The following is a 19,492-nucleotide window of genomic DNA, read 5'->3' on the forward strand; positions in this document are numbered from 1 at the left end:
TACTGTGCTCCCGGATCCCGCGTACGGCCTCGTCCGGAGGTGTGTCCCTTGCCCAGCCCGCCCCGGTCCCCGGCGCCTCCGCAGCGCCGCCCGCAGCCACCCCGCCGTGTACCACCCCAGCCCGGACGGCCCGTACGGTCCGCCCGGCCGCCCCGGCGGCCACGCTGGGCCATGCGTGCGGTGACCACCCTGTCGGTGGTGGTGCTCGCCTCCGCGGGGATCGGGCACGCGGTCGTCTCCAGCCTGGACGCGGGCATCGCCCGGATCGACGCCTTCAAGGACATGAAGAACCGGCCGCAGGCCGGCCACGGGATGAACGTCCTGCTGGTCGGCACGGACGGCCGGGAAAAGATCAGCGAGCAGGACCGGCGCGCCTACCGGCTCGGCGGGGAGCCCTGTCACTGCACCGACACGATGATGATCGTGCACATCTCGGAGGACCGGGAGCGGGCCACCGTGGTGAGCCTGCCGCGCGACTCCTACGCGGAGATGCCCGCGCACGTCGACCAGAACTCGGGGCAGCGGCACGGTCCGCACCCGGTCAAGCTGAACGCGGCCTACGCCGAGGGCGGCCCCCAGCTCACCATCCGCACGGTCGAGAACATGACCCACGTGAAGATCGACCACTATCTGGAGGTCGACTTCACCAGCTTCATGAAGACCGTGGACGTGCTCGGCGGCGTCAAGGTCTGCACGCCGACACCGCTGAAGGACCGGTACACCGGGCTCGACCTCGCGGCCGGCACGCACACCCTGCTGGGCGGGCAGGCCCTGCAGTACGTACGCGCCCGGCACGTCGACGGGGCCAGCGACCTGGGCCGGATGAAGCGGCAGCAGCGGTTCCTCGCCGCGCTGATCGAGAAGGCGACCTCCTCGGGGGTGCTGCTGAACCCGATGCGCTTCAGGGACGTGACCCGGGCGGTGCTCGGCTCGGTCCGCGCCGACGCCGGGTTCGGCACCGACGAGCTGCTCGACCTCGGCCGCGCGATGCGCAGCTTCTCGCCGTCCTCCTCGGAGTTCACCACCGTGCCCATCGGGCAGCTGAACTACCAGGTCAAGGCCATCGGCTCGACCCTGAGGTGGGACCAGGCGAAGGCGGACCGGCTGTTCGGGGCGCTGCGTGACGACAAACCGCTCACCGCGGACCGCCCGCGCCGGGGCGCCGGGCCGGCTCAGCTGCCGGTGGAGGTGGCCCCGGACACCATCCGGGTCCAGGTGGCGAACGGCACCGGCACGATCGGACTGGCCAAGCGGGTCGACGCGGAGCTGGCCGCGACCGGCTTCGCCACCACCCGCCGGCCGGTGACCGCCCCCGCGCACGTGCCGCACACCGTGATCTCGTACGACCCCCGGTGGGACCGTTCCGCCCGCTCCCTGGCGGCGGCCCTGCCGGGCAGCGAGCTGCGCCCGGCCCCGGGCCAGGGGCCGCTGCTGAAGGTGACGGCCGGCGCCGACTTCAGGCACGTCCGCGCGGTGCGCTTCGACGATCCGGGCCGGCCGGAGCAGAGCGTGGTGCGCGGCAGCGAGGTGGTGTGCTCCCGGGACACCTAGGTTCCGGCGCGCCGGATACTGGGCGAACATGGCCCGGATCCGCGAAACCCCGGTCCCGGCAGATCCGGCGACGGGAGATCAGGCCCCATGAACCCGGTCCCATAGACCCGCCGGTCCCGCAGACCCGGTCCCATAGATCCGGTCCCGATAGCTCCGGTCCCGATAGCTCCGGATGGATCCGGCCCTCGCAGCCTCAGTCCTCGAAGCCCTCGGCCGCCCGCCTCTCGCGCAGCTCGCGGATCGCGCGGCGGCGGGCCAGGCGGTGGGTGCGGCGGATCTGCGCCTCCTGGCAGCGGCGGCGGTCGCGGTCGGTCTCCGGCATCACCGGCGGCACCCGGCGCGGCTTGCCGTCGGCGTCCACGGCGGCGAAGACCAGGTAGGCCGAACCCACCTGGGTGGGCGGGGTGGACTCGTTCCAGCGCTCGGCCAGGACACGCACGCCGACCTCCATGGAGGTCCGGCCGGTCCAGTTCACCTGTGCCTTCACATGGACCAGGTCGCCGACGCGGACCGGCTCCAGGAACACCATCTCGTCCATGGACGCGGTGACGGCGGGTCCGCCGGAGTGCCGGCCGGCCACCGCGCCCGCCGCGTCGTCGACCAGTTTCATGATCACTCCACCGTGCACCGTCCCCAGCAGGTTGGTGTCGCTGTGGGTCATGATGTGGCTGAGTGTGGTGCGCGAGGCGGACGTGGGCTTGCCCGGGATGTCCGGCTCCGTGTCCCGTCCCGCTTCCGTGGCCTGGTCTGTCATGCCCTCCACCTTATGCCGAGGGTCCGGTCGCGGAATTTGTGTCGTCTTCGCAACAGCGGCGCTCTGATTTTCCGACAGCCCTATGGAGCACACCTCGCCGCCCGGCACACTGGGGCGCATGAATGACTGGCCCGAGGGATGGTCCGACGACAACCGCGGCCCGCGCTACGGACGCGGCAGTGCCGGCGCGCAGCCGGAGGGTGCCCGCGTGATGCGTCAGGTGCGGCGCGGCCCGGCGGTTCCGCCCGGACCGCGCTCGGCGTACGGCAACAGCGGTCCGGCGGCACCGCCGCACGGGGCCGGCGTGCCGCAGCAGCCGTCGTACGTCGACGGCCAGGGACACGACGGCTACGACAGCGGTTACAACACCGGCCAGGTCTACGGCGCCCCTGGTGGCCGCGGACCGGGTGACCCGTCGGGCACCGCGGGCCGCGCCCCGCGCCCGGCACCGAACTGGCGGCGCCGGATCAAGTGGACGGCGATCACGGTGGCGACCGTGTTCGTCGTCACATCGGTCGCGACCTACTTCTGGGCCGACTCCAAACTGCGCCGCGAGGTGGACCTGTCCAAGGTCATCGACCGGCCGGAGGCGGGCGACGGCACGAACTACCTGATCGTCGGCTCGGACAGCCGTGAGGGCATGTCCAAGGAGGACGAGAAGAACCTGCACACCGGTGGCGCCGTGGGCAAGCGCACGGACTCGATGATGATCCTGCACGTCGGCGGCAACGGCGACACGCTGATCTCGCTGCCGCGCGACTCCGACGTGGTGATCCCGTCGTACAAGGGCTCGACGTCCGGGAAGCTCTACCCGGCGCAGGGCCGGCACGCGAAGCTGAACGCGACCTACGCCGAGGACGGGCCGACGCTGCTGGTGCGCACGGTCGAGGCCAACACCGGACTGCACATCGACCACTACGTGGAGATCGGCTTCCAGGGCTTCGCGAACATCGTGGACTCGGTGGGCGGTGTCGAGATCGACATCGACAAGGGCTTCAAGGACAAGTGGTCGGGCGCCGACTTCAAGGCGGGCAAGCAGACGCTGAACGGCCAGCAGGCCCTCGCCTTCGTCCGTACCCGGCACGCGTTCGCCGCGTCCGACCTCCAGCGCACGAAGAACCAGCAGAAGTTCCTGGCCGCCCTGGCCCACCAGGTGGCGACCCCGTCGACCATCCTCAACCCGTTCAAGTTCTACCCGACCATGGGCGCGGGCCTGGACTCCCTGATCGTCGACAAGGACATGTCCCTGTGGGACCTCGGCTCGATGTTCTGGGCGATGAAGGGGGTCAGCGGTGGTGAGGGCACCTCGATGAACATGCCGATCTCCGGTTCGGCCGGCGGCAACCTCGTCTGGGACAAGGCGAAGGTGAAGACGCTGGTGGACGAGCTGAACAACGACGAGAAGGTCACCGTCTCCGGCAACTAGCCCGTTGTCGCGGCAGGATCAGGGGCACCCGGGCGGGTGCCCCTGATCCGTCCCGGCCGGGCAGGCTCACATGCCGGCGCCCGCCATCGCCCGGCAGGTCTGCGCGGAGCGGCGACACGCCTCCGCGCAGCGCATCATCTGCTGATCGTCGGGCATGGACATACACGCCTCCGCGCACATGTCGCACATCTTGGCGCAGAGCATGCACATCTCCGCGGACATGGGTGAGCGCCGCATCATCATGTCGGCGCACATGCGGGTCATCTCGGAGCAGTCCAGCAGGGCGCGCATGATCTGCATCTGCTGCTGGCCGCCCTTCTGCATGCAGGAGCTCATGGTCTCCTCGCACATGCTGTGGCAGCTCATGCAGGCCTCGATGCACTCCTGCATCTGCTGGGTGGGGGCGGGCGTCATCTGCGACTGGGTCATGGCTCCTCCTGGGAGGCGGGGGCCCGGGGCGGACCCCGTGTGCTTCCGTCCTACGTCCCGGCCGCCGGTCCCGCATGTGACCGACCGGTCGGGAGGCGCCCCCGGGGGACCGGTCGGGAGGCGCCCCCGGGGAGCGGACGCGGCCGCCCGGCCACGACGCCGGCACCCGGCACCCGGCACCGATGACCCGCCGAAGACGTCAGCGGTCGCCCCCCGGAAGCAGCTTCCGACCTGCACGGGCTCGCTAGGGGAGGTTCCTCGCCATCACGATGCGCTGTACCTGGTTCGTGCCCTCGTAGATCTGGGTGATCTTGGCGTCGCGCATCATGCGCTCCACCGGGTAGTCGCGGGTGTAGCCGTAGCCGCCGAGGAGCTGGACGGCGTCGGTGGTGACCTCCATCGCGGTGTCCGAGGCGAAGCACTTGGCGGCGGCACCCAGGTAGGTGAGGTCGGCGTCGCCGCGCTCGGAGGCGGCGGCGGCCTGGTAGGTGAGGGCGCGGGCCGCCGAGATCTTCATGGACATGTCGGCGAGCATGAACTGGATGCCCTGGAAGTCGGCGATCGGCTTGCCGAACTGCTTGCGCTCCTGGACGTAGCCCTTGGCGTAGTCGAAGGCGCCCTGGGCGACACCGAGGGCCTGGGCGGCGATGGTGATGCGGGTGTGGTCGAGGGTCTTCATGGCCGTCATGAAGCCGGTGCCCTCCTCGCCGATCATGCGGTCGGCGGGGATGCGGACGTTATCGAAGTAGACCTCGCGGGTCGGGGAGCCCTTGATGCCGAGCTTCTTCTCCGGGGCGCCGAAGGAGACGCCCGGGTCGGACTTCTCGACGACGAAGGCGGAGATGCCCTTCGAGCGCTTCGACGGGTCGGTCACGGCCATCACCGTGTAGTACTCGCTGACGCCCGCGTTGGTGATCCAGCGCTTCACGCCGTTGAGGATCCAGTGGTCGCCGTCGCGGACCGCCTTGGTCTTCATGCCGGCCGCGTCCGAGCCCGCCTCCGGCTCGGAGAGGCAGTACGAGAACATCCCGTCGCCCTTGGCGAGCGGGCCCAGGTACTTCTTCTTCAGCTCCTCGGAGCCGGAGAGGATCACCGGCAGCGAGCCGAGCTTGTTCACGGCGGGGATGAGGGAGGAGGAGACGCAGGCGCGGGCCACCTCCTCGATCACGATGACCGTGGCGAGCGCGTCGGCGCCGGACCCGCCGTACTCCTCGGGGACGTGCACCGCGTGCAGGTCGTTCGCGACGAGGGCGTCGAGGGCCTCCTGCGGGAAGCGGGCCTCCTCGTCCACCGCCGCGGCGTAGGGCGCGATCTTCGCCTCGACCAGGGAACGGACGGCGTCCCGGAGCATGTCGTGCTCCTCGGACGGGCGGTACAGGTCGAAGTCAGCCGATCCGGCCACGGTCTCTCACGCTCCAAAGACGCAGTGATACTGACGCTAATTACCGTTAAGTAACTCAAATTTTAGAGTGCGGCTCGCGGGACGCCTACGTGAGCTACACGACAGCGGGGAAATTGCCCGGCGGACGGCCCGACTATGCTCGGCTCCGCACTACCGACGTACCCGAGCTGGAGCGCACCCATGAGCCTGAGGATCACCGTGATCGGCACCGGCTACCTAGGCGCCACGCACGCCGCGGCCATGGCCGAGCTGGGCTTCGAGGTGCTGGGTCTGGACGTCGTGCCCGAGAAGATCGCCATGCTGGAGCGCGGCGAGACCCCGATGTACGAGCCGGGTCTGGAAGAGCTGCTGCGCCGGCACGTGGCCGGGATCGAGGGGTCCACCGGGCGGCTGCGGTTCACCACGGACTTCGCCGAGGCCGGTGCCTTCGGCGATGTGCACTTCGTGTGCGTGAACACCCCGCAGAAGCACGGCGAGTACGCCTGTGACATGTCGTACGTCGACTCCGCGATCGCCTCGCTCGCCCCGCACCTGCGCGGCCCCGCGCTGGTCGTCGGCAAGTCGACCGTGCCGGTGGGCTCCGCCGACCGGCTGGCCGCCTACCTCGCCGAGCACGCGCCCGCGGGCGGCGACGCCGAGCTGGCCTGGAACCCGGAGTTCCTGCGCGAGGGTTTCGCGGTCCAGGACACCCTGCACCCGGACCGGATCGTGGTCGGCGTGCGCAGCGAGCGCGCCGAGAAACTGCTGCGCGAGGTGTACGCGACGCCGACGCAGGAGGGCACGCCGTTCGTCGTCACCGACTTCCCGACGGCCGAGCTGGTGAAGACGGCCGCGAACTCCTTCCTCGCGACCAAGATCTCCTTCATCAACGCGATGGCGGAGGTGTGCGAGGCCGCCGGCGGTGACGTGGCGAAGCTCGCGGAGGCCATCGGGCACGACGACCGGATCGGCAGGAAGTTCCTGCGCGCGGGGATCGGCTTCGGCGGCGGCTGCCTGCCCAAGGACATCCGGGCGTTCATGGCCCGGGCGGGTGAGCTGGGCGCCGACCAGGCGCTGACGTTCCTGCGGGAGATCGACTCCATCAACATGCGCCGGCGTGGCCAGATGGTCGAGATGACCCGGGAGGCGCTCGGCGGCGGATCGTTTCTCGGCAAGCGGGTGGCGGTGCTCGGTGCCACCTTCAAGCCGGACTCGGACGACGTCCGTGACTCGCCCGCGCTGAACGTCGCCGGGCAGATCCACCTCCAGGGCGGCCAGGTGACGGTGTACGACCCGAAGGGCATGGACAACGCCCGCAAGGTCTTCCCGACCCTGGGCTACGCCGACTCCGCTCGGGCGGCCGTCCGGGGCGCCGACGTGGTGCTGCACCTGACGGAGTGGCAGGAGTTCCGCGAGCTGGACCCTGCGGCGCTGGGTGAGGTGGCGGCGGCCCGGCTGCTGCTGGACGGCCGCAACGCCCTCGATCCGGAGCTGTGGCGGCGGGCCGGCTGGACGTACCGCGCGATGGGCCGGCCGACCGCCTGACGGCCCGTCACGGTACGACCGTCTGACGGACGTTACGACGGCCCGGCTGACGGATGGTACGGCCACCTGACGGACGGTACGACGGCACTGCGGGACGGCGCGGCGGCACGGTACGACGGCGCTGCGGGACGGCTCGGGACGGGCGACGCCGGTTCGGCCGAGGCTCAGTCGGCCGAACCGGCGTCTGCCCGCATTCTGCACCACACCGCCGGGCGTCACGGCCCCTTCGCCCGGTATCGGCGCATCTTCGCGCGGGCCCCGCACACCTGCATCGAGCACCAGCGCCCGCGGCCGGCCGGGCTGCGGTCGTAGTACGCCCAGAGGCAGGTGTCGGCCTCGCACGCCTTGAGCCTGTTCCAGGTCCCGGCGACGAGCGCCTCGGCGACGGCGGCGGCGACCCGGGAGAGCAGGGGGCCGGTGTCGGCGGCGACGAGGCGGGCCGAGCCGTCGTGGTCGTCGACTGCGACATGGAGCGGGGCCCGTGCCAGCAGGGCGCCCAGCGGGGTCACCGCGCGGTGCGGCGGGTGTCCGGCATGGGCGAGCAGCGCCGCCCGCAGCGCCTCGCGCAGTTCGCGGGCCTCGGCGAGCCCCGCCTGCGCGATCCCGAGGCGGCCGCGGCCCTCGGGCGTGTCCAGCGAGTCGGCTCCCGTCTCGACGTCCAGCGTGTTCACCAGCGCCTGGACCAGGGCCAGGCCGCCGGGAGCGGCCGATCTCTCGCTCATGCTTGCGACGTTACCCCTTCTAGGGGAGCATGCAGTAACCGTTACCGGTTACCCGCCTCTATAGGTAACACCGGTTGCTGACACCAGGAGGTGGTCATGGCTCTCGCCCGACTGGACGTCGTGGTGCTGGACTGTCCCGACCCCCGTGCGCTGGCCGGCTTCTACGCCGCCGTGCTGGGCGGCACGGTGGAGGAGGACGCGGAGGACAGCGGGTGGGTGGACCTGAAGCTGCCCGACGGGGCGGCGCTGGCCTTCCAGCGGGCTCCCGGGTTCGTGGCGCCCGAGTGGCCGGCCGCGGACCACTCCCAGCAGTTCCACCTGGACCTGCGGGTGGAGGACCTGGACGCGGCGGAGAAGGGGGTGCTGGAGCTGGGGGCGCGACCGCTGGACACGGACGACCGGTCCCGGACCTTCCGTGTCTACGCCGACCCCGCGGGGCACCCGTTCTGTCTGTGCGCCTGCTGAGCAGGAACCAAGAGACGCACGAACCGGAAGACGCAGGACACGGAAGACGCAGGTCACCGAAAGAGGCAGGACGCCGAAAGAGGCAGGACACCGAAGGACACAGGGAGGACTTCATGACGTCTGTGGCACGGTTCCGTTCCGTCGTGCTCGACTGTCCCGATCCGCATGCGCTCGCCGCCTTCTACGCGGCGGTGGCCGGCGGCACCCCGCGGGCCGAGGACGACGACTGGGTCGTCCTGCAGGTCCCGGACGGACCGCGGCTGGCCTTCCAGCGGGCGGAGGGGCACACCCCGCCGGAATGGCCGCGCGCGGACCACAACGGCCAGCAGTTCCACATCGACTTCGACGCGGGTCCGACCTGGGCGGAGCTCGACGCGGCGCACGAACGGGTGCTCGCGCTCGGTGCCCGCCCGCTGGACCTGGAGGACCGCGAGAAGAAGGACTTCCAGGTGTACGCCGACCCGGCCGGGCATCCCTTCTGCCTGTGCCGCATCGAGTAGCCGGGACCGCGGACCGCCGCAAGGGCCGGGACCGCGGACCGTCGCGAGGGCCGGGACCGCGGACCGCCCCAAGGGCCGGGACCGCGGACCGCCGGCAGGGCCGTGGAACGCGGGCGCCGCAGAAGCCGGGGCCGCGCCCGGCCCGGCGGCCGGGACGGTGTCTAGAGGCCGTCCCGGTCGCCGGGCCGGGGTGTCGAGGCGTCCCGGCGGTGCTGGGCGGCGCGGGCCGTGAAGTCCGCGCTGCGCAGCACCCGCTGCACGTTCCCCCAGGTCAACAGCGCCAGCTCGGTCTCGGACCAGCCGCGCCGCAGCAGCTCGGCGATCAGGTGGGGGTAGCGGGAGGCGTCGGCGAGGTCGCGGGGGTGGACGACCCCGGAGTCGTACGTGCCGGACAGGCCGACGCACTCGGGGCCGGCCACGTCACGGACGTGGTCGAGGTGGTCGGCGACGTCCGGGACGGTCGGACCGGTCTGCTCGGCGGTCAGCGGCACCATGCACAGGCCCTTCGCCGCCCCCAGGGCGACGAGCAGCTCGTCGGGCAGGTTGGCCGGGTGCGGGCGCAGGGCGCGGGCGGCCGACCGGGTGCACAGCACCGGGGTCTTGGACAGGGCGACGGTCCGTTCGACGGTGGCCGGGGAGGCGCCGGTGACGTCGGCGAGGACACCGAGCCGGTTCATCTCCCGCACGACCTCCTCCCCGAACCGGGTCAGCCCGGCCTCGCCGGCCCAGGCGGTGCCCGCGAGGGTGAGCACGCGCAGCCCGAGGTCCCGCAGGACGCGCAGGATGCCGAGGGACTCCTCCAGCGCGGCGCCGGGCGCGGGACCCAGCACCACCGCGACCCGGCCGCGGTTGCGCGCGTCGATGACCTGCCCCGCGGTCCGCACCAGCCGCAGTCCCTCCGGGTGCGCCTCGATGACCGTGCGCACCAGGTCCAGCTGCTCCAGGGCCGCCGCCACCGCGCACCCGCCGTCCGGCCCGTCGGGCAGGTGCAGCGACCAGAACAGGGCTCCGACGTGCCCTTCGCGCAACCGGGGCAGGTCCGTGTCGACGGCGGTCTCGCCCAGCTCCAGGTCGTACCAGGGCATGTGGCGCAGGGCCCAGGGCAGGCCGCTGTAGCCGTCGGCGACCGGGTGCTCGCCGAGCAGGGAGTGCGCCCGGGCCAGCAGGTCGGCGGCCGAGTCCTCCGCAGGGCCGTACCCCCGGCCGAACGACGCCGGTACGGGCGGAGGGGCGTCCGGCAGGACGTCGTCCTCGCCGACCTCGGTCGTGGTGGGGATGTCGTCCTGCAGGTCGGCCATGTCGGGCTCCGTACGTCGTCGCGGGCTACGTCGGTCGTGAGCTACGGCGTGCTGTGGCTGGCGTACCGACACGTTCGCACGGAGCGCGGTGAACCTTCCTGGTGAGTGGCGCGTTCGGGGGTACGCCGGGCGGGGCGGCCGGCCGCGCCGGCCGCCCCGCGTGGCGGCGGATCAGCCGCGCGTGCCGTCCAGCGACTCGATGGTGGCGAGGGAGGGGCCGCGCGTGGCCGACAGGTCCCGGGCGACGTCCTCCGCCGCACCCAGTACGCGCACCGCGTTCTGCCAGGTCAGCTTGGCCAGGTCGGTCTCGGACCAGCCGCGCCCGAGGAGCTCGGCGAGCAGGTTCGGGTAGCCGGAGACGTCGTCCAGGCCGTCCGGGGTGAAGGCGGTGCCGTCGTAGTCGCCGCCGATGCCGAGGTGGTCGATGCCGGCCGCCTCGCGCATGTGGTCCAGGTGGTCGGCCACCGTCGACACCGTGGCGACCGGGCGCGGGGTGCGCTCCTCGAAGGCGCGGTGGATCTTCATGGCCTCGGGGCTGGTGTCCAGGTGATGCAGGCCGTGGGCGCGCATGTTCTCGTCGGCCGCGGCCGTCCACTCCACCGCCGCCGGGAGCACGAACTTCGGCACGAAGGTCACCATCGCGACGCCGCCGTTGGCGGGCAGCCGCTCCAGGACGTCGTCGGGGATGTTGCGTGGGTGGTCGCACACGGCCCGGGCGGAGGAGTGGGAGAAGATCACCGGCGCCGCGGCGGCGTCCAGCGCGTCCCGCATCGTCGTCGCCGCGACGTGGGAGAGGTCGACGAGCATGCCGATGCGGTTCATCTCCCGCACGACCTCGCGGCCGAAGGCCGACAGGCCGCCGACGTTCGGCTCGTCGGTCGCGGAGTCGGCCCAGTCCACGTTGGAGTTGTGGGTGAGCGTCATGTAGCGCACGCCGAGGGCGTGCAGGGAGCGCAGGGTGCCCAGCGAGTTGGCGATGGAGTGGCCGCCCTCGGCTCCCATCAGGGAGGCGATACGGCCGTCGCGGCGGGCCGCCTCCATGTCCGCGGCCGTCAGCGCGGGCGCCAGCTGTGCCGGGTAGCGGGCCAGCAGCTGCCGGACGCAGTCGATCTGCTCCAGCGTGGCCGCCACCGGCTCCGGCTGCTCGCTCGGCACGTACACCGACCAGTACTGGGCGCCGACCCCGCCCTCGCGCAGCCGCGGCAGGTCGGTGTGCAGGTTCCCGTGCTGGTCGCCGGCGATGTCCAGGACGTCCAGGTCGTAGCCGGCGTGCTTGCGCAGCGCCCAGGGCAGGTCGTTGTGCCCGTCGACCACGGGGAACTCGCGCAGCAGCGCGCGGGCCGCGTCCAGCGGTGCCGATGGGGTCATCCGCGTCACTTCCCGAAGCCGAAGCCGCTCGCGCCCTCGACCTTGGTGCGCAGCCGCTTGCCCTTCTCGGTGGCCTGGTCGTTGAGGTCCTGCTGGAAGTCGCGCATCCGGTGCAGCAGGTCCTCGTCGTGCGCGGCGAGCATCCGGGCGGCGAGCAGACCGGCGTTGCGGGCACCGGCGACGGAGACCGTGGCGACCGGGACGCCGGCCGGCATCTGCACGATCGACAGCAGGGAGTCCATGCCGTCGAGGTACTTCAACGGCACGGGCACGCCGATGACCGGCAGCGGGGTCACGGAGGCGAGCATGCCGGGCAGATGGGCGGCGCCGCCCGCGCCCGCGATGATCACCTTCAGCCCGCGGTCGGCCGCCTGCTCGCCGTACGTGATCATCTCGCGGGGCATGCGGTGCGCGGAGACGACGTCGACCTCGTAGGCGATCTCGAACTCGTCCAGCGCCTTGGCGGCGGCTTCCATGACGGGCCAGTCGGAGTCCGACCCCATGACGATGCCAACAACGGGGCTCATTCGGTGATGGTGCCTCTCAGGTAGCCGGCTGCGTGACGGGCGCGTTCCAGCACGTCGTCCAGGTCGTCGCCGTAGGTGTTGACGTGTCCGACCTTGCGGCCGGGCTTCACGTCCTTGCCGTACATGTGGATCTTGAGCTTGGGGTCGCGGGCCATGCAGTGCAAGTACGCGGAGTACATGTCCGGGTAGTCGCCGCCCAGGACGTTGGCCATCACGGTCCACCGGGCGCGCGGGCGCGGGTCGCCCAGCGGCAGGTCCAGGACCGCGCGGACGTGGTTGGCGAACTGCGAGGTGATCGCGCCGTCCTGGGTCCAGTGGCCGGAGTTGTGCGGGCGCATCGCCAGTTCGTTGACGAGGACGCGGCCGTCGCGGGTCTGGAACAGCTCGACGGCGAGGTGTCCGACGACGCCCAGTTCCTTGGCGATCGACAGGGCCAGCTGCTCGGCGTGCAGGGCGAGATCCTCGTCCAGCGCGGGCGCGGGGGCGATCACGGTGTCGCACACGCCGTTGACCTGCTGCGACTCGACCACCGGATAGGCGACGGCCTGGCCGTGCGGGGAGCGTACGACGTTGGCGGCCAGCTCGCGGACGTAGTCGACCTTCTCCTCGGCGAGCACCGGGACACCGGCCCGGAACGGGTCGGCGGCCTCCTCGGCGCTCTCCACGACCCACACGCCCTTGCCGTCGTAGCCGCCGCGGACGGTCTTGAGGACGACCGGGAAGCCGTCGCCCTCGGCCGCGAACCGGACCACGTCCTGCGGGTCCGCCACGATCCGGTGCCGGGGGCACGGAATGCCGATCGCGTCGAGCTTCGCTCTCATCACCCCCTTGTCCTGGGCGTGCACCAGTGCGTCGGGTCCGGGACGCACGGGGATGCCGTCCGCCTCCAGGGCCCGGAGGTGCTCGGTGGGTACATGTTCGTGATCGAAAGTGATCACATCGCAACCGCGCGCGAACTCGCGCAGCGTGTCCAGGTCGCGATAGTCGCCGATGACGACATCGCTCACGACCTGCGCCGCGGAATCCTGAGGGGTGTCACAGAGAAGCTTGAACCTGATGCCCAACGGGATGCCCGCTTCGTGCGTCATACGCGCGAGCTGCCCCCCGCCGACCATGCCGACTACCGGGAACGTCACACCCCTAGCGTATCGGCCACACGGGGGCGGCCGGATCGCGTCCCTCTCACGATCTCTTACCCGGCACTTTCCCGCCTCTTTCCGATCCGTTTCCGGGGCGTGGCCCAGTCCACAGGCACCGGCGCGCCCGCCCGGCTAGCATGGCGGGGTTGACGAAACCTACCGACGGGAGCTGCACAGCCATGGAACCTCGTTCCTCGGGGCTGCAACGGCTCGTACGCGAGGTCGTCAAGTTCGGTGCCGTGGGCGGCGCCGGCGTCCTGGTCAATCTCGGTGTCTTCAACCTGGTCCGGCACGTCTCCGACCTGCCGGTGGTGCGGGCCGGCATCATCGCGACCGTCGTCGCCATCGTCTTCAACTACGTCGGCTTCCGGTACTGGACCTACCGGGACCGCGACAAGAGCGGCCGCACCAAGGAACTCACGCTGTTCCTGCTGTTCAGCCTGGTCGGCCTGGTGATCGAGAACGGCCTGCTCTACCTGGCGACCTACAGCTTCGGCTGGGACAGCCCGCTGCAGAGCAACGTCTTCAAGTTCGTCGGCATCGGCGTCGCGACCCTGTTCCGGTTCTGGTCGTACCGCAGCTGGGTGTTCCGGACGCTGCCGGCCCGGGAGACCGTGGCCAGCGCTGAATCGATTCTGAAGCAGGAGCCCCAGCAGCAGCCCGCCCCGCGGCAGCGCGTTCCGTAAGGCAGCCCGGCAGCGGCCCTGGAGGGGCTCAGCGGACCGTCGGCCGCTCCTCGTCCGCCTTGCGTGCGGGGGGCGTGCGGGACAGGAACAGACCGAAGACCGGGGGCTGCGCCTGGAGCAGCTCAAGCCGGCCGCCGTCGGCCTCCGCGAGGTCCCGGGCGACGGCGAGGCCGATGCCCGTGGAGTTCCGGCCGCTGATCGTGCGCTCGAAGATCCGCGCCCCGAGGTCGGCCGGCACGCCCGGCCCCTCGTCGGTGACCTCGATCACGGCCTGGTTGCCGGTGACCCGGGTGCGCAGGGCGACGGTGCCGCCGCCGTGCATGAGCGAGTTCTCGATCAGCGCGGCCAGCACCTGGGCGACCGCGCCCGGCGTGCCCACCGCCGTCAGATGCCGCTTGCCGGAGCTGACGACGGCCCGGCCGGCGCTGCGGTAGGCGGGCCGCCACTCGGCCAGCTGCTGCTGGATGACCTCGTCGAGGTCGAAGGAGACCGCGGAGCCGGTACGCGGGTCGCGCGAGTTCGTCAGCAGCCGCTCCACCACGTCGGTCAGCCGCTCCACCTGCGTCAGCGCGATGGTGGCCTCGTCCTTCACGGTGTCCGGGTCGTCGGTGAGGGTGATCTCCTCCAGCCGCATGGACAGGGCGGTCAGCGGTGTGCGCAGCTGGTGCGAGGCGTCGGCCGCGAGGCGCCGCTCGGCCGTCAGCATGCGCCCGATCCGCTCGGCGGAGGAGTCCAGCACATCGGCGACCCGGTCCAGCTCGGGGACGCCGTACCGCTTGTGCCGTGGGCGCGGGTCGCCGGAGCCGAGGCGCTCGGCGGTCTCGGCGAGGTCGGTCAGCGGGGAGGCGAGCCGGTTGGCCTGCCGTACGGCGAGCAGCACCGCGGCCACCACCGCGAGCAGCGCGACCAGCCCGATGATCAGCAGGGTCCGGCCGACCTCGCGGGTCACGGCGGAGCGGGGCTCCTGCACGGTGACCGTCTCGCCCTCCTCGCCGTGCTGCGTGGAGTGGATGGTGTCGCCCTCGGGCCTGCTGCCGATCTCGATGGGCGCCCTGCCCGGCATGCGGATGACCGCGTACTGGTCCTTGCTGACCGGGTTGCGCAGCACGTCCGCGTTCACGTTCTCGGCGGCGAGGATCCGGCTGTCCACGATGCTGGTCAGCCGGACCGCCTCCGACTCCACCCGCTCCTGGGCGCTGTTGCTGATGGTCCGCGTCTCGACGATCACCAGGGAGATGCCGAAGACGGCGATCACCACGAGGACGACGGCGAGGGTGGACTGGATGAGACGTCGGCGCATGCTCCGCTACCTGTGGCCTGTGGTGGTGGCTGGGCGAGGGCTCAGCTCTTCTCGAAGCGGAAGCCCACGCCGCGCACCGTCGCGATGTACCTCGGGTTCGCCGCGTCGTCGCCGAGCTTCTTGCGCAGCCAGGAGATGTGCATGTCGAGGGTCTTGGTCGACGACCACCAGGTGGTGTCCCAGACCTCGCGCATCAGCTGGTCCCGGGTGACCACCCGGCCGGCGTCCCGCACCAGCACCCGCAGCAGGTCGAACTCCTTGGCGGTCAGCTGGAGTTCCTCGTCGCCCATCCAGGCGCGGTGCGACTCGACGTCGATCCGCACCCCGTGGGTGGCCGGCGGCTGCTGCGGCTCCGCGGCGCCGCGCCGCAGCAGCGCCCGCACCCGGGCGAGCAGTTCGGCGAGCCGGAAGGGCTTGGTGACGTAGTCGTCGGCGCCCGCGTCCAGACCGACGACGGTGTCCACCTCGTCGGCCCGCGCGGTCAGGATGAGGATCGGCACGGTGTGACCGTCGGCACGCAGCCGGCGGGCGACCTCCAGGCCGTCCATCCCGGGCAGGCCCAGGTCCAGCACGACCAGGTCGACGCCGCCCTGCATTCCGGCGTCGAGCGCGGCGGGTCCGTCCTCGCGCACCTCGACCTCGTAACCTTCCCGGCGCAGTGCGCGGGCCAGCGGCTCCGAGATGGACGCGTCGTCCTCGGCGAGCAGTACACGGGTCATGAGGTGATGGTAGACCGCCCGCGAGGGCTGCCGGGGTGTGATCGGTTCCCGGGATTCTTACCTTCCCGCCCTGCTGGTACGAACCATTGAACTGGAGGTGCGATCGTAGAAGGGACCTTCGGACCCGGTCGCGCGGTTCCCGCGACACCTGTGATCCGCGTCTCAAGTCCTTCCATTTCCGGCGGTGTCCTGCCGTATGGTGACCTGAACGCCTGTAGTACACCCGGGGGCCTTCGGCGGACCAGACGCTGAAGGTCTCTTTCGTGTGCGGGCTGGCGCAGACCAGCCTTGAAAGGAATGACCTCTGGCCGGGCTCCGGACGCAGCGACGCGTCGGGGCGTGGATCCCGGTGGTCGCCGTCGCCACTTCGCGATCCGGAGTGGACTCCCCCTGGGCGTGGGGGTGGACGACCGACCCTGCCGGTGCCGGCCGCACCCCACCGGGCGCGCAACGCTCCAGCCGCGCGTCCCGATCAGCAAGGAACGACCATGGCGTCCAGCCTGACGAAGGACTCGGTCCGACCGGGCACCCCCGGTTCCGAGAAGACCTTCTTCGGCCACCCCCGCGGACTGGCCACTCTCTTCATGACCGAGATGTGGGAGCGCTTCAGCTTCTACGGCATGAGGGCCCTGCTCGTCGTCTACCTGCTCTCCGGCGGCCCCGACGCCGACAAGGGCAGCATGGGCGGCGGCCTGGGCATGGACCTGGCCACGACGACCGCGATCTACTCGGTCTACCTGTCGATGGTGTACCTGCTCGCCATGCCCGGCGGCTGGCTGGGCGACCGCGTCTGGGGCCCCCGCAAGACCGTCGCCATCGCCGCGATCACGATCATGGCCGGCCACCTGGTGCTGGCGCTGCCCGGCGGTCAGGCGCCCTTCTTCGCCGGTCTGGGACTCGTGGCGCTCGGCTCCGGTCTGCTGAAGGCCAACATCTCCACCATGGTCGGCCACCTGTACGACGGGCCGGACGACCCGCGCCGTGACGGTGGCTTCACGATCTTCTACATGGGCATCAACCTGGGTGCCTTCTTCGCGCCGCTGATCATCGGCACGGTCGGCCAGGAGGTCAACTGGCACCTCGGCTTCGGCCTCGCCGCGGTCGGCATGGCCATCGGTCTCGCCGCGTTCCTGCTCGGCACCCGCAACCTGAGCCCGCAGAGCAACGTCGTCCCGAAGCCGCTGGCGGCCGAGGAGCGCGCGTCCTGGCTGCGCAAGGGCCTGATCTGGCTGGCCGTCGCCGCCGTCTTCTACGGCGTCGTCGGCTTCACCGGTCACTTCACCCTGAACTGGGCGATGATCCCGCTGACCGTGATCGGTCTGATCATCCCGGCCGGTGTGCTGCTGCGCATCAAGCGGGACAAGGACCTCTCGGACGTCGAGCAGTCCAAGATGACCGGCTACATCTGGTTCTTCGTGGCCGCCGCCGTCTTCTGGATGATCTACGACCAGGGTGGCTCCACCGTCCAGGCGTTCGGTGAGAAGAAGGCCGCCGGCTCGCTGTTCGGCCTGGACTTCCCGTCCTCGTGGTACCAGTCGCTGAACCCGGTGTTCATCATGGCGCTGGCGCCGGTCTTCGCCTGGATCTGGCTGTGGCTGGCCCGCAAGGGCAAGGAGCCGAGCACGGTCGCGAAGTTCGCCGCCGCCCTGTTCTTCATCGGCGTCTCGTTCTTCTTCTTCCTGCTGCCGCTGGGTCTGGCCTCGGACGGCACCAAGGTCAGCCCGATGTGGCTGGTGGGCATCTACCTGATCCAGACCGTCGGCGAGCTGTGCCTGTCGCCGGTCGGCCTGTCGGTCACCACCAAGATGGCTCCGGCCAAGTACGCCAGCCAGATGATGGGCGTCTGGTTCCTCGCGGTCACCGCGGGCGACTCGATCACCGGCCTGCTGTCCAACTCGGCCATCGCCGGCGTCGACCTGAACGGGTCCGGCGCGGTGCTGGTGGAGGCGATCCTCGCCGCCGTCGCGGGCGTCGCGGTCTACATGTACCGCCGCAACGTGAAGTCCCTGATGGGCGACGTGCACTGACCTGACACACCAGGCTCCGCCGGAGGGCCACCGCGTCGTCGGACGCGGTGGCCCTCTTCGCGTCGCGCAGGGGCCGCTAGCGGGTCCTGCGCCCCGGCAGGAAGGTGAACACCGCGCCGCCCAGCAGGATCGCCGTGCCCGCCACCAGGCCCAGCGCCTTCAGCGCACCGTGGTCGCCGGCCCCGGTCTCGGCGAGACCGCCGTCGCCGCCGGCCCCGCTGCCGCTCGTACCGGTGCCACCGCTCGTACCGGTGCCACCGCTCGTGCCGGTGCCGCCGCCGGACGTCGAGGTGCCGCCCGCGGCGCCGCCGGGCTGCCCGGTCGTGTCCAGGGTGAGCGAGACCGCCGTCTTCGCCGGCGTGCACGTGGTGGTCGTACCGAGCGCCTTGACGGTCAGCACGCCCGGGGACAGCGTCGAGGAACCGCTCGCGCCGGGCTTGTAGGTACCGGTGAGGTCGGGGATCGCGATCGGGTCGCCCGCCTTGACGGGGCTCGCGTTGGCCGGCCCCTCCACGTGCACCGTGCCCTTGTCGGCGCCGCCCAGCACCACCTCCATGGACGGCTTCACGGAGTCCTTCGGGATCTCGGCGGGGCTGTCCATCACCGACTTCTTGAACTGCACGGTCAGCGTGTAACTCCCGCCGTTCTTCCGGGCGTTGATCTGCACCGGTGAGACCGCCTGCTTGTCGCCGATCGGGGTCTTGCAGGCGTAGGGGACCTGCACCTCCTTGCCGGTGAAGTCGGTCTGGCCGGTCCCGCCGGTCGCCGTCGGGGTGGCGGTGGCGGTGGCGGTGTGCGTCGGGGTGGCCGAGCCGGTGGGGGTCGCGGTTCCGGTGGGCGTCGCGGTCCCGGTGGGCGTCGCGGTGGAGGTGCCGCCGCCGGCCGCCGTCACCCGGATCGTCGCCGCCTTTTGCACGGTCTCCTTGGGCGCGCACTTGGTGTCGGTCGACATCGCGTTGACGGTGTACGCGTCCGGGGTGAGCGTCACCTCGCCCGCCGTGGTCAGCTTCAGGGTGCCCTTCATGTCCGAGAGCACCATGGCACCGCCCTTCGGTACGGCGGGGTTCTCCCGGGGCCCCCGCAGCGCGACGTCGGCGGTCTGCGCGCCGGCCGCCTTCAGCACACCGGACGGCTGGACGGAGTTCGCGGGCAGGTCGATGATGTCCGGGTTCCTGGAGGCGGCCTGGACGAACTTCCATCCGATGTCCACCGTGTCACCGACCTTCGCCGTGGCCGGCGCGGTGATCTCGACCTTCGTGGTGCCGTCGACGGGGTCGATGCCCGCGGGCGGCACGCAGTGGGTGGCGTACGACACCTCGGCCGCCTGTGCGGGGGCCACCGCGGGGCCCAGCAGGACGCCCCCCGCGCAGAGCACCAGCAGGGCGCCCGTGCTCCCGGCCGTCGTGCCTCTCCTTCGCATGCTCACGTGGGTCCCTTCGTGGTGGGAGTCGTAGGACTCGTCGGGCTGTCGTCGTGCGGTGCGGAGGACCGGCCTGCCGGGGCGCCCGGAGCGGAGTCCGGGGTGAACCACGGCAGGGCCGGGGGCGGGCCGGCCGGATCGGCCGCGGGGGCCTGGGATCCGGCGGTGCGGGGGCGCGGCAGGGGCAGGCGCGCGAGCGCGGCGGGCCGGGACGGCGCCGCCGGTGGCCGGGGCC

The 19,492-nt window shown here is 71.6% G+C and carries 18 protein-coding genes and 1 pseudogene; 7 read left to right on the forward strand and 12 right to left on the reverse strand.

Annotation, left to right across the window (positions count from 1 at the left end; translation table 11 throughout):
- Nucleotides 1-171: 171 nt before the first annotated feature.
- Complete coding sequence (locus tag GT045_RS36205; RefSeq protein ID WP_161288736.1) at nucleotides 172-1,551, forward strand: LCP family protein; 1,380 nt, start codon at nucleotides 172-174, stop codon at nucleotides 1,549-1,551.
- Nucleotides 1,552-1,744: 193 nt separating this feature from the next.
- On the opposite strand, the gene GT045_RS36210 is transcribed toward GT045_RS36205, so the two are convergent.
- The gene (locus tag GT045_RS36210) at nucleotides 1,745-2,305 is read right to left on the reverse strand and encodes an acyl-CoA thioesterase (protein WP_161288738.1); all 561 of its coding nucleotides are present in this window, start codon (nucleotides 2,303-2,305) and stop codon (nucleotides 1,745-1,747) included.
- Between the two features lie 118 nt (nucleotides 2,306-2,423).
- On the opposite strand from GT045_RS36210, the gene GT045_RS36215 reads away from it, so the two are divergent.
- A complete protein-coding gene (locus GT045_RS36215) occupies nucleotides 2,424-3,731 on the forward strand; it encodes an LCP family protein (RefSeq protein ID WP_202515308.1) in 1,308 nt (435 codons plus the stop codon).
- A 66-nt stretch (nucleotides 3,732-3,797) separates the two neighbouring features.
- On the opposite strand, the gene GT045_RS36220 is transcribed toward GT045_RS36215, so the two are convergent.
- Together GT045_RS36220 and GT045_RS36225 are read right to left on the reverse strand one after the other, a co-directional pair.
- Nucleotides 3,798-4,160 carry a four-helix bundle copper-binding protein gene (locus tag GT045_RS36220; RefSeq protein ID WP_161288740.1) on the reverse strand — a complete coding sequence of 121 codons (363 nt, stop codon included), beginning with the start codon at nucleotides 4,158-4,160 and terminating at the stop codon, nucleotides 3,798-3,800.
- A gap of 244 nt (nucleotides 4,161-4,404) precedes the next feature.
- Nucleotides 4,405-5,562, reverse strand: coding sequence for an acyl-CoA dehydrogenase (locus GT045_RS36225; RefSeq protein ID WP_161288742.1), 1,158 nt, complete (start codon nucleotides 5,560-5,562; stop codon nucleotides 4,405-4,407).
- A 180-nt stretch (nucleotides 5,563-5,742) separates the two neighbouring features.
- Here GT045_RS36225 and GT045_RS36230 point away from each other — a divergent pair, with 180 nt between their 5' ends.
- On the forward strand, nucleotides 5,743-7,086 hold the full coding sequence (locus tag GT045_RS36230; protein WP_161288745.1) for a UDP-glucose/GDP-mannose dehydrogenase family protein: 1,344 nt from the start codon (nucleotides 5,743-5,745) through the stop codon (nucleotides 7,084-7,086).
- 215 nt (nucleotides 7,087-7,301) lie between these two features.
- On the opposite strand, the gene GT045_RS36235 is transcribed toward GT045_RS36230, so the two are convergent.
- Nucleotides 7,302-7,808, reverse strand: a complete 507-nt coding sequence (locus GT045_RS36235; RefSeq protein WP_161336807.1) for a CGNR zinc finger domain-containing protein — start codon at nucleotides 7,806-7,808, stop codon at nucleotides 7,302-7,304.
- Between the two features lie 96 nt (nucleotides 7,809-7,904).
- Here GT045_RS36235 and GT045_RS36240 point away from each other — a divergent pair, with 96 nt between their 5' ends.
- Both GT045_RS36240 and GT045_RS36245 read left to right on the forward strand, forming a co-directional pair.
- Nucleotides 7,905-8,273 carry a VOC family protein gene (locus tag GT045_RS36240; protein ID WP_161336808.1) on the forward strand — a complete coding sequence of 123 codons (369 nt, stop codon included), beginning with the start codon at nucleotides 7,905-7,907 and terminating at the stop codon, nucleotides 8,271-8,273.
- Between the two features lie 113 nt (nucleotides 8,274-8,386).
- Nucleotides 8,387-8,773: a VOC family protein gene (locus GT045_RS36245; RefSeq protein WP_161288751.1), complete on the forward strand. Its 387-nt coding sequence runs from the start codon at nucleotides 8,387-8,389 to the stop codon at nucleotides 8,771-8,773.
- A 161-nt stretch (nucleotides 8,774-8,934) separates the two neighbouring features.
- Here the strand turns inward: GT045_RS36245 and GT045_RS36250 are convergent, their stop codons facing one another.
- The 4 genes from GT045_RS36250 to GT045_RS36265 all read right to left on the reverse strand — a co-directional run bounded on the left by GT045_RS36250 (nucleotide 8,935) and on the right by GT045_RS36265 (nucleotide 13,102).
- Complete coding sequence (locus GT045_RS36250; protein ID WP_161336809.1) at nucleotides 8,935-10,071, reverse strand: dipeptidase; 1,137 nt, start codon at nucleotides 10,069-10,071, stop codon at nucleotides 8,935-8,937.
- A gap of 171 nt (nucleotides 10,072-10,242) precedes the next feature.
- On the reverse strand, nucleotides 10,243-11,439 hold the full coding sequence (locus GT045_RS36255) for a dipeptidase (protein ID WP_161336810.1): 1,197 nt from the start codon (nucleotides 11,437-11,439) through the stop codon (nucleotides 10,243-10,245).
- Nucleotides 11,440-11,444: 5 nt separating this feature from the next.
- A complete protein-coding gene (gene purE / locus GT045_RS36260) occupies nucleotides 11,445-11,966 on the reverse strand; it encodes a 5-(carboxyamino)imidazole ribonucleotide mutase (protein ID WP_161336811.1) in 522 nt (173 codons plus the stop codon).
- On the reverse strand, nucleotides 11,963-13,102 hold the full coding sequence (locus GT045_RS36265; RefSeq protein WP_161336812.1) for a 5-(carboxyamino)imidazole ribonucleotide synthase: 1,140 nt from the start codon (nucleotides 13,100-13,102) through the stop codon (nucleotides 11,963-11,965). Before GT045_RS36265 ends, purE begins: the two co-directional genes overlap by 4 nt.
- A 182-nt stretch (nucleotides 13,103-13,284) precedes the next feature.
- Between GT045_RS36265 and GT045_RS36270 the strand changes: the two genes are divergently transcribed.
- Complete coding sequence (locus GT045_RS36270; RefSeq protein ID WP_161290613.1) at nucleotides 13,285-13,791, forward strand: GtrA family protein; 507 nt, start codon at nucleotides 13,285-13,287, stop codon at nucleotides 13,789-13,791.
- Between the two features lie 28 nt (nucleotides 13,792-13,819).
- Here GT045_RS36270 and GT045_RS36275 read toward each other — a convergent pair whose 3' ends face one another.
- Together GT045_RS36275 and GT045_RS36280 are read right to left on the reverse strand one after the other, a co-directional pair.
- Nucleotides 13,820-15,091 (reverse strand): ATP-binding protein, encoded by a 1,272-nt coding sequence (locus GT045_RS36275; protein ID WP_161290611.1) that lies wholly within the window; start codon nucleotides 15,089-15,091, stop codon nucleotides 13,820-13,822.
- A 41-nt stretch (nucleotides 15,092-15,132) separates the two neighbouring features.
- On the reverse strand, nucleotides 15,133-15,810 hold the full coding sequence (locus tag GT045_RS36280; RefSeq protein ID WP_030653180.1) for a response regulator transcription factor: 678 nt from the start codon (nucleotides 15,808-15,810) through the stop codon (nucleotides 15,133-15,135).
- A 488-nt stretch (nucleotides 15,811-16,298) separates the two neighbouring features.
- Between GT045_RS36280 and GT045_RS36285 the strand changes: the two genes are divergently transcribed.
- Nucleotides 16,299-17,837, forward strand: a complete 1,539-nt coding sequence (locus GT045_RS36285) for an oligopeptide:H+ symporter (protein ID WP_161290609.1) — start codon at nucleotides 16,299-16,301, stop codon at nucleotides 17,835-17,837.
- A gap of 76 nt (nucleotides 17,838-17,913) precedes the next feature.
- Here GT045_RS36285 and GT045_RS36290 read toward each other — a convergent pair whose 3' ends face one another.
- A complete protein-coding gene (locus tag GT045_RS36290) occupies nucleotides 17,914-19,257 on the reverse strand; it encodes a hypothetical protein (RefSeq protein WP_202515534.1) in 1,344 nt (447 codons plus the stop codon).
- Nucleotides 19,258-19,259: 2 nt separating this feature from the next.
- Nucleotides 19,260-19,492 (reverse strand): annotated as a pseudogene (locus GT045_RS40320) (hypothetical protein); the annotation flags it as partial.

The sequence above is a fragment of the Streptomyces sp. SID486 genome (assembly GCF_009865385.1).
In the GTDB taxonomy this organism is placed as follows: domain Bacteria; phylum Actinomycetota; class Actinomycetes; order Streptomycetales; family Streptomycetaceae; genus Streptomyces.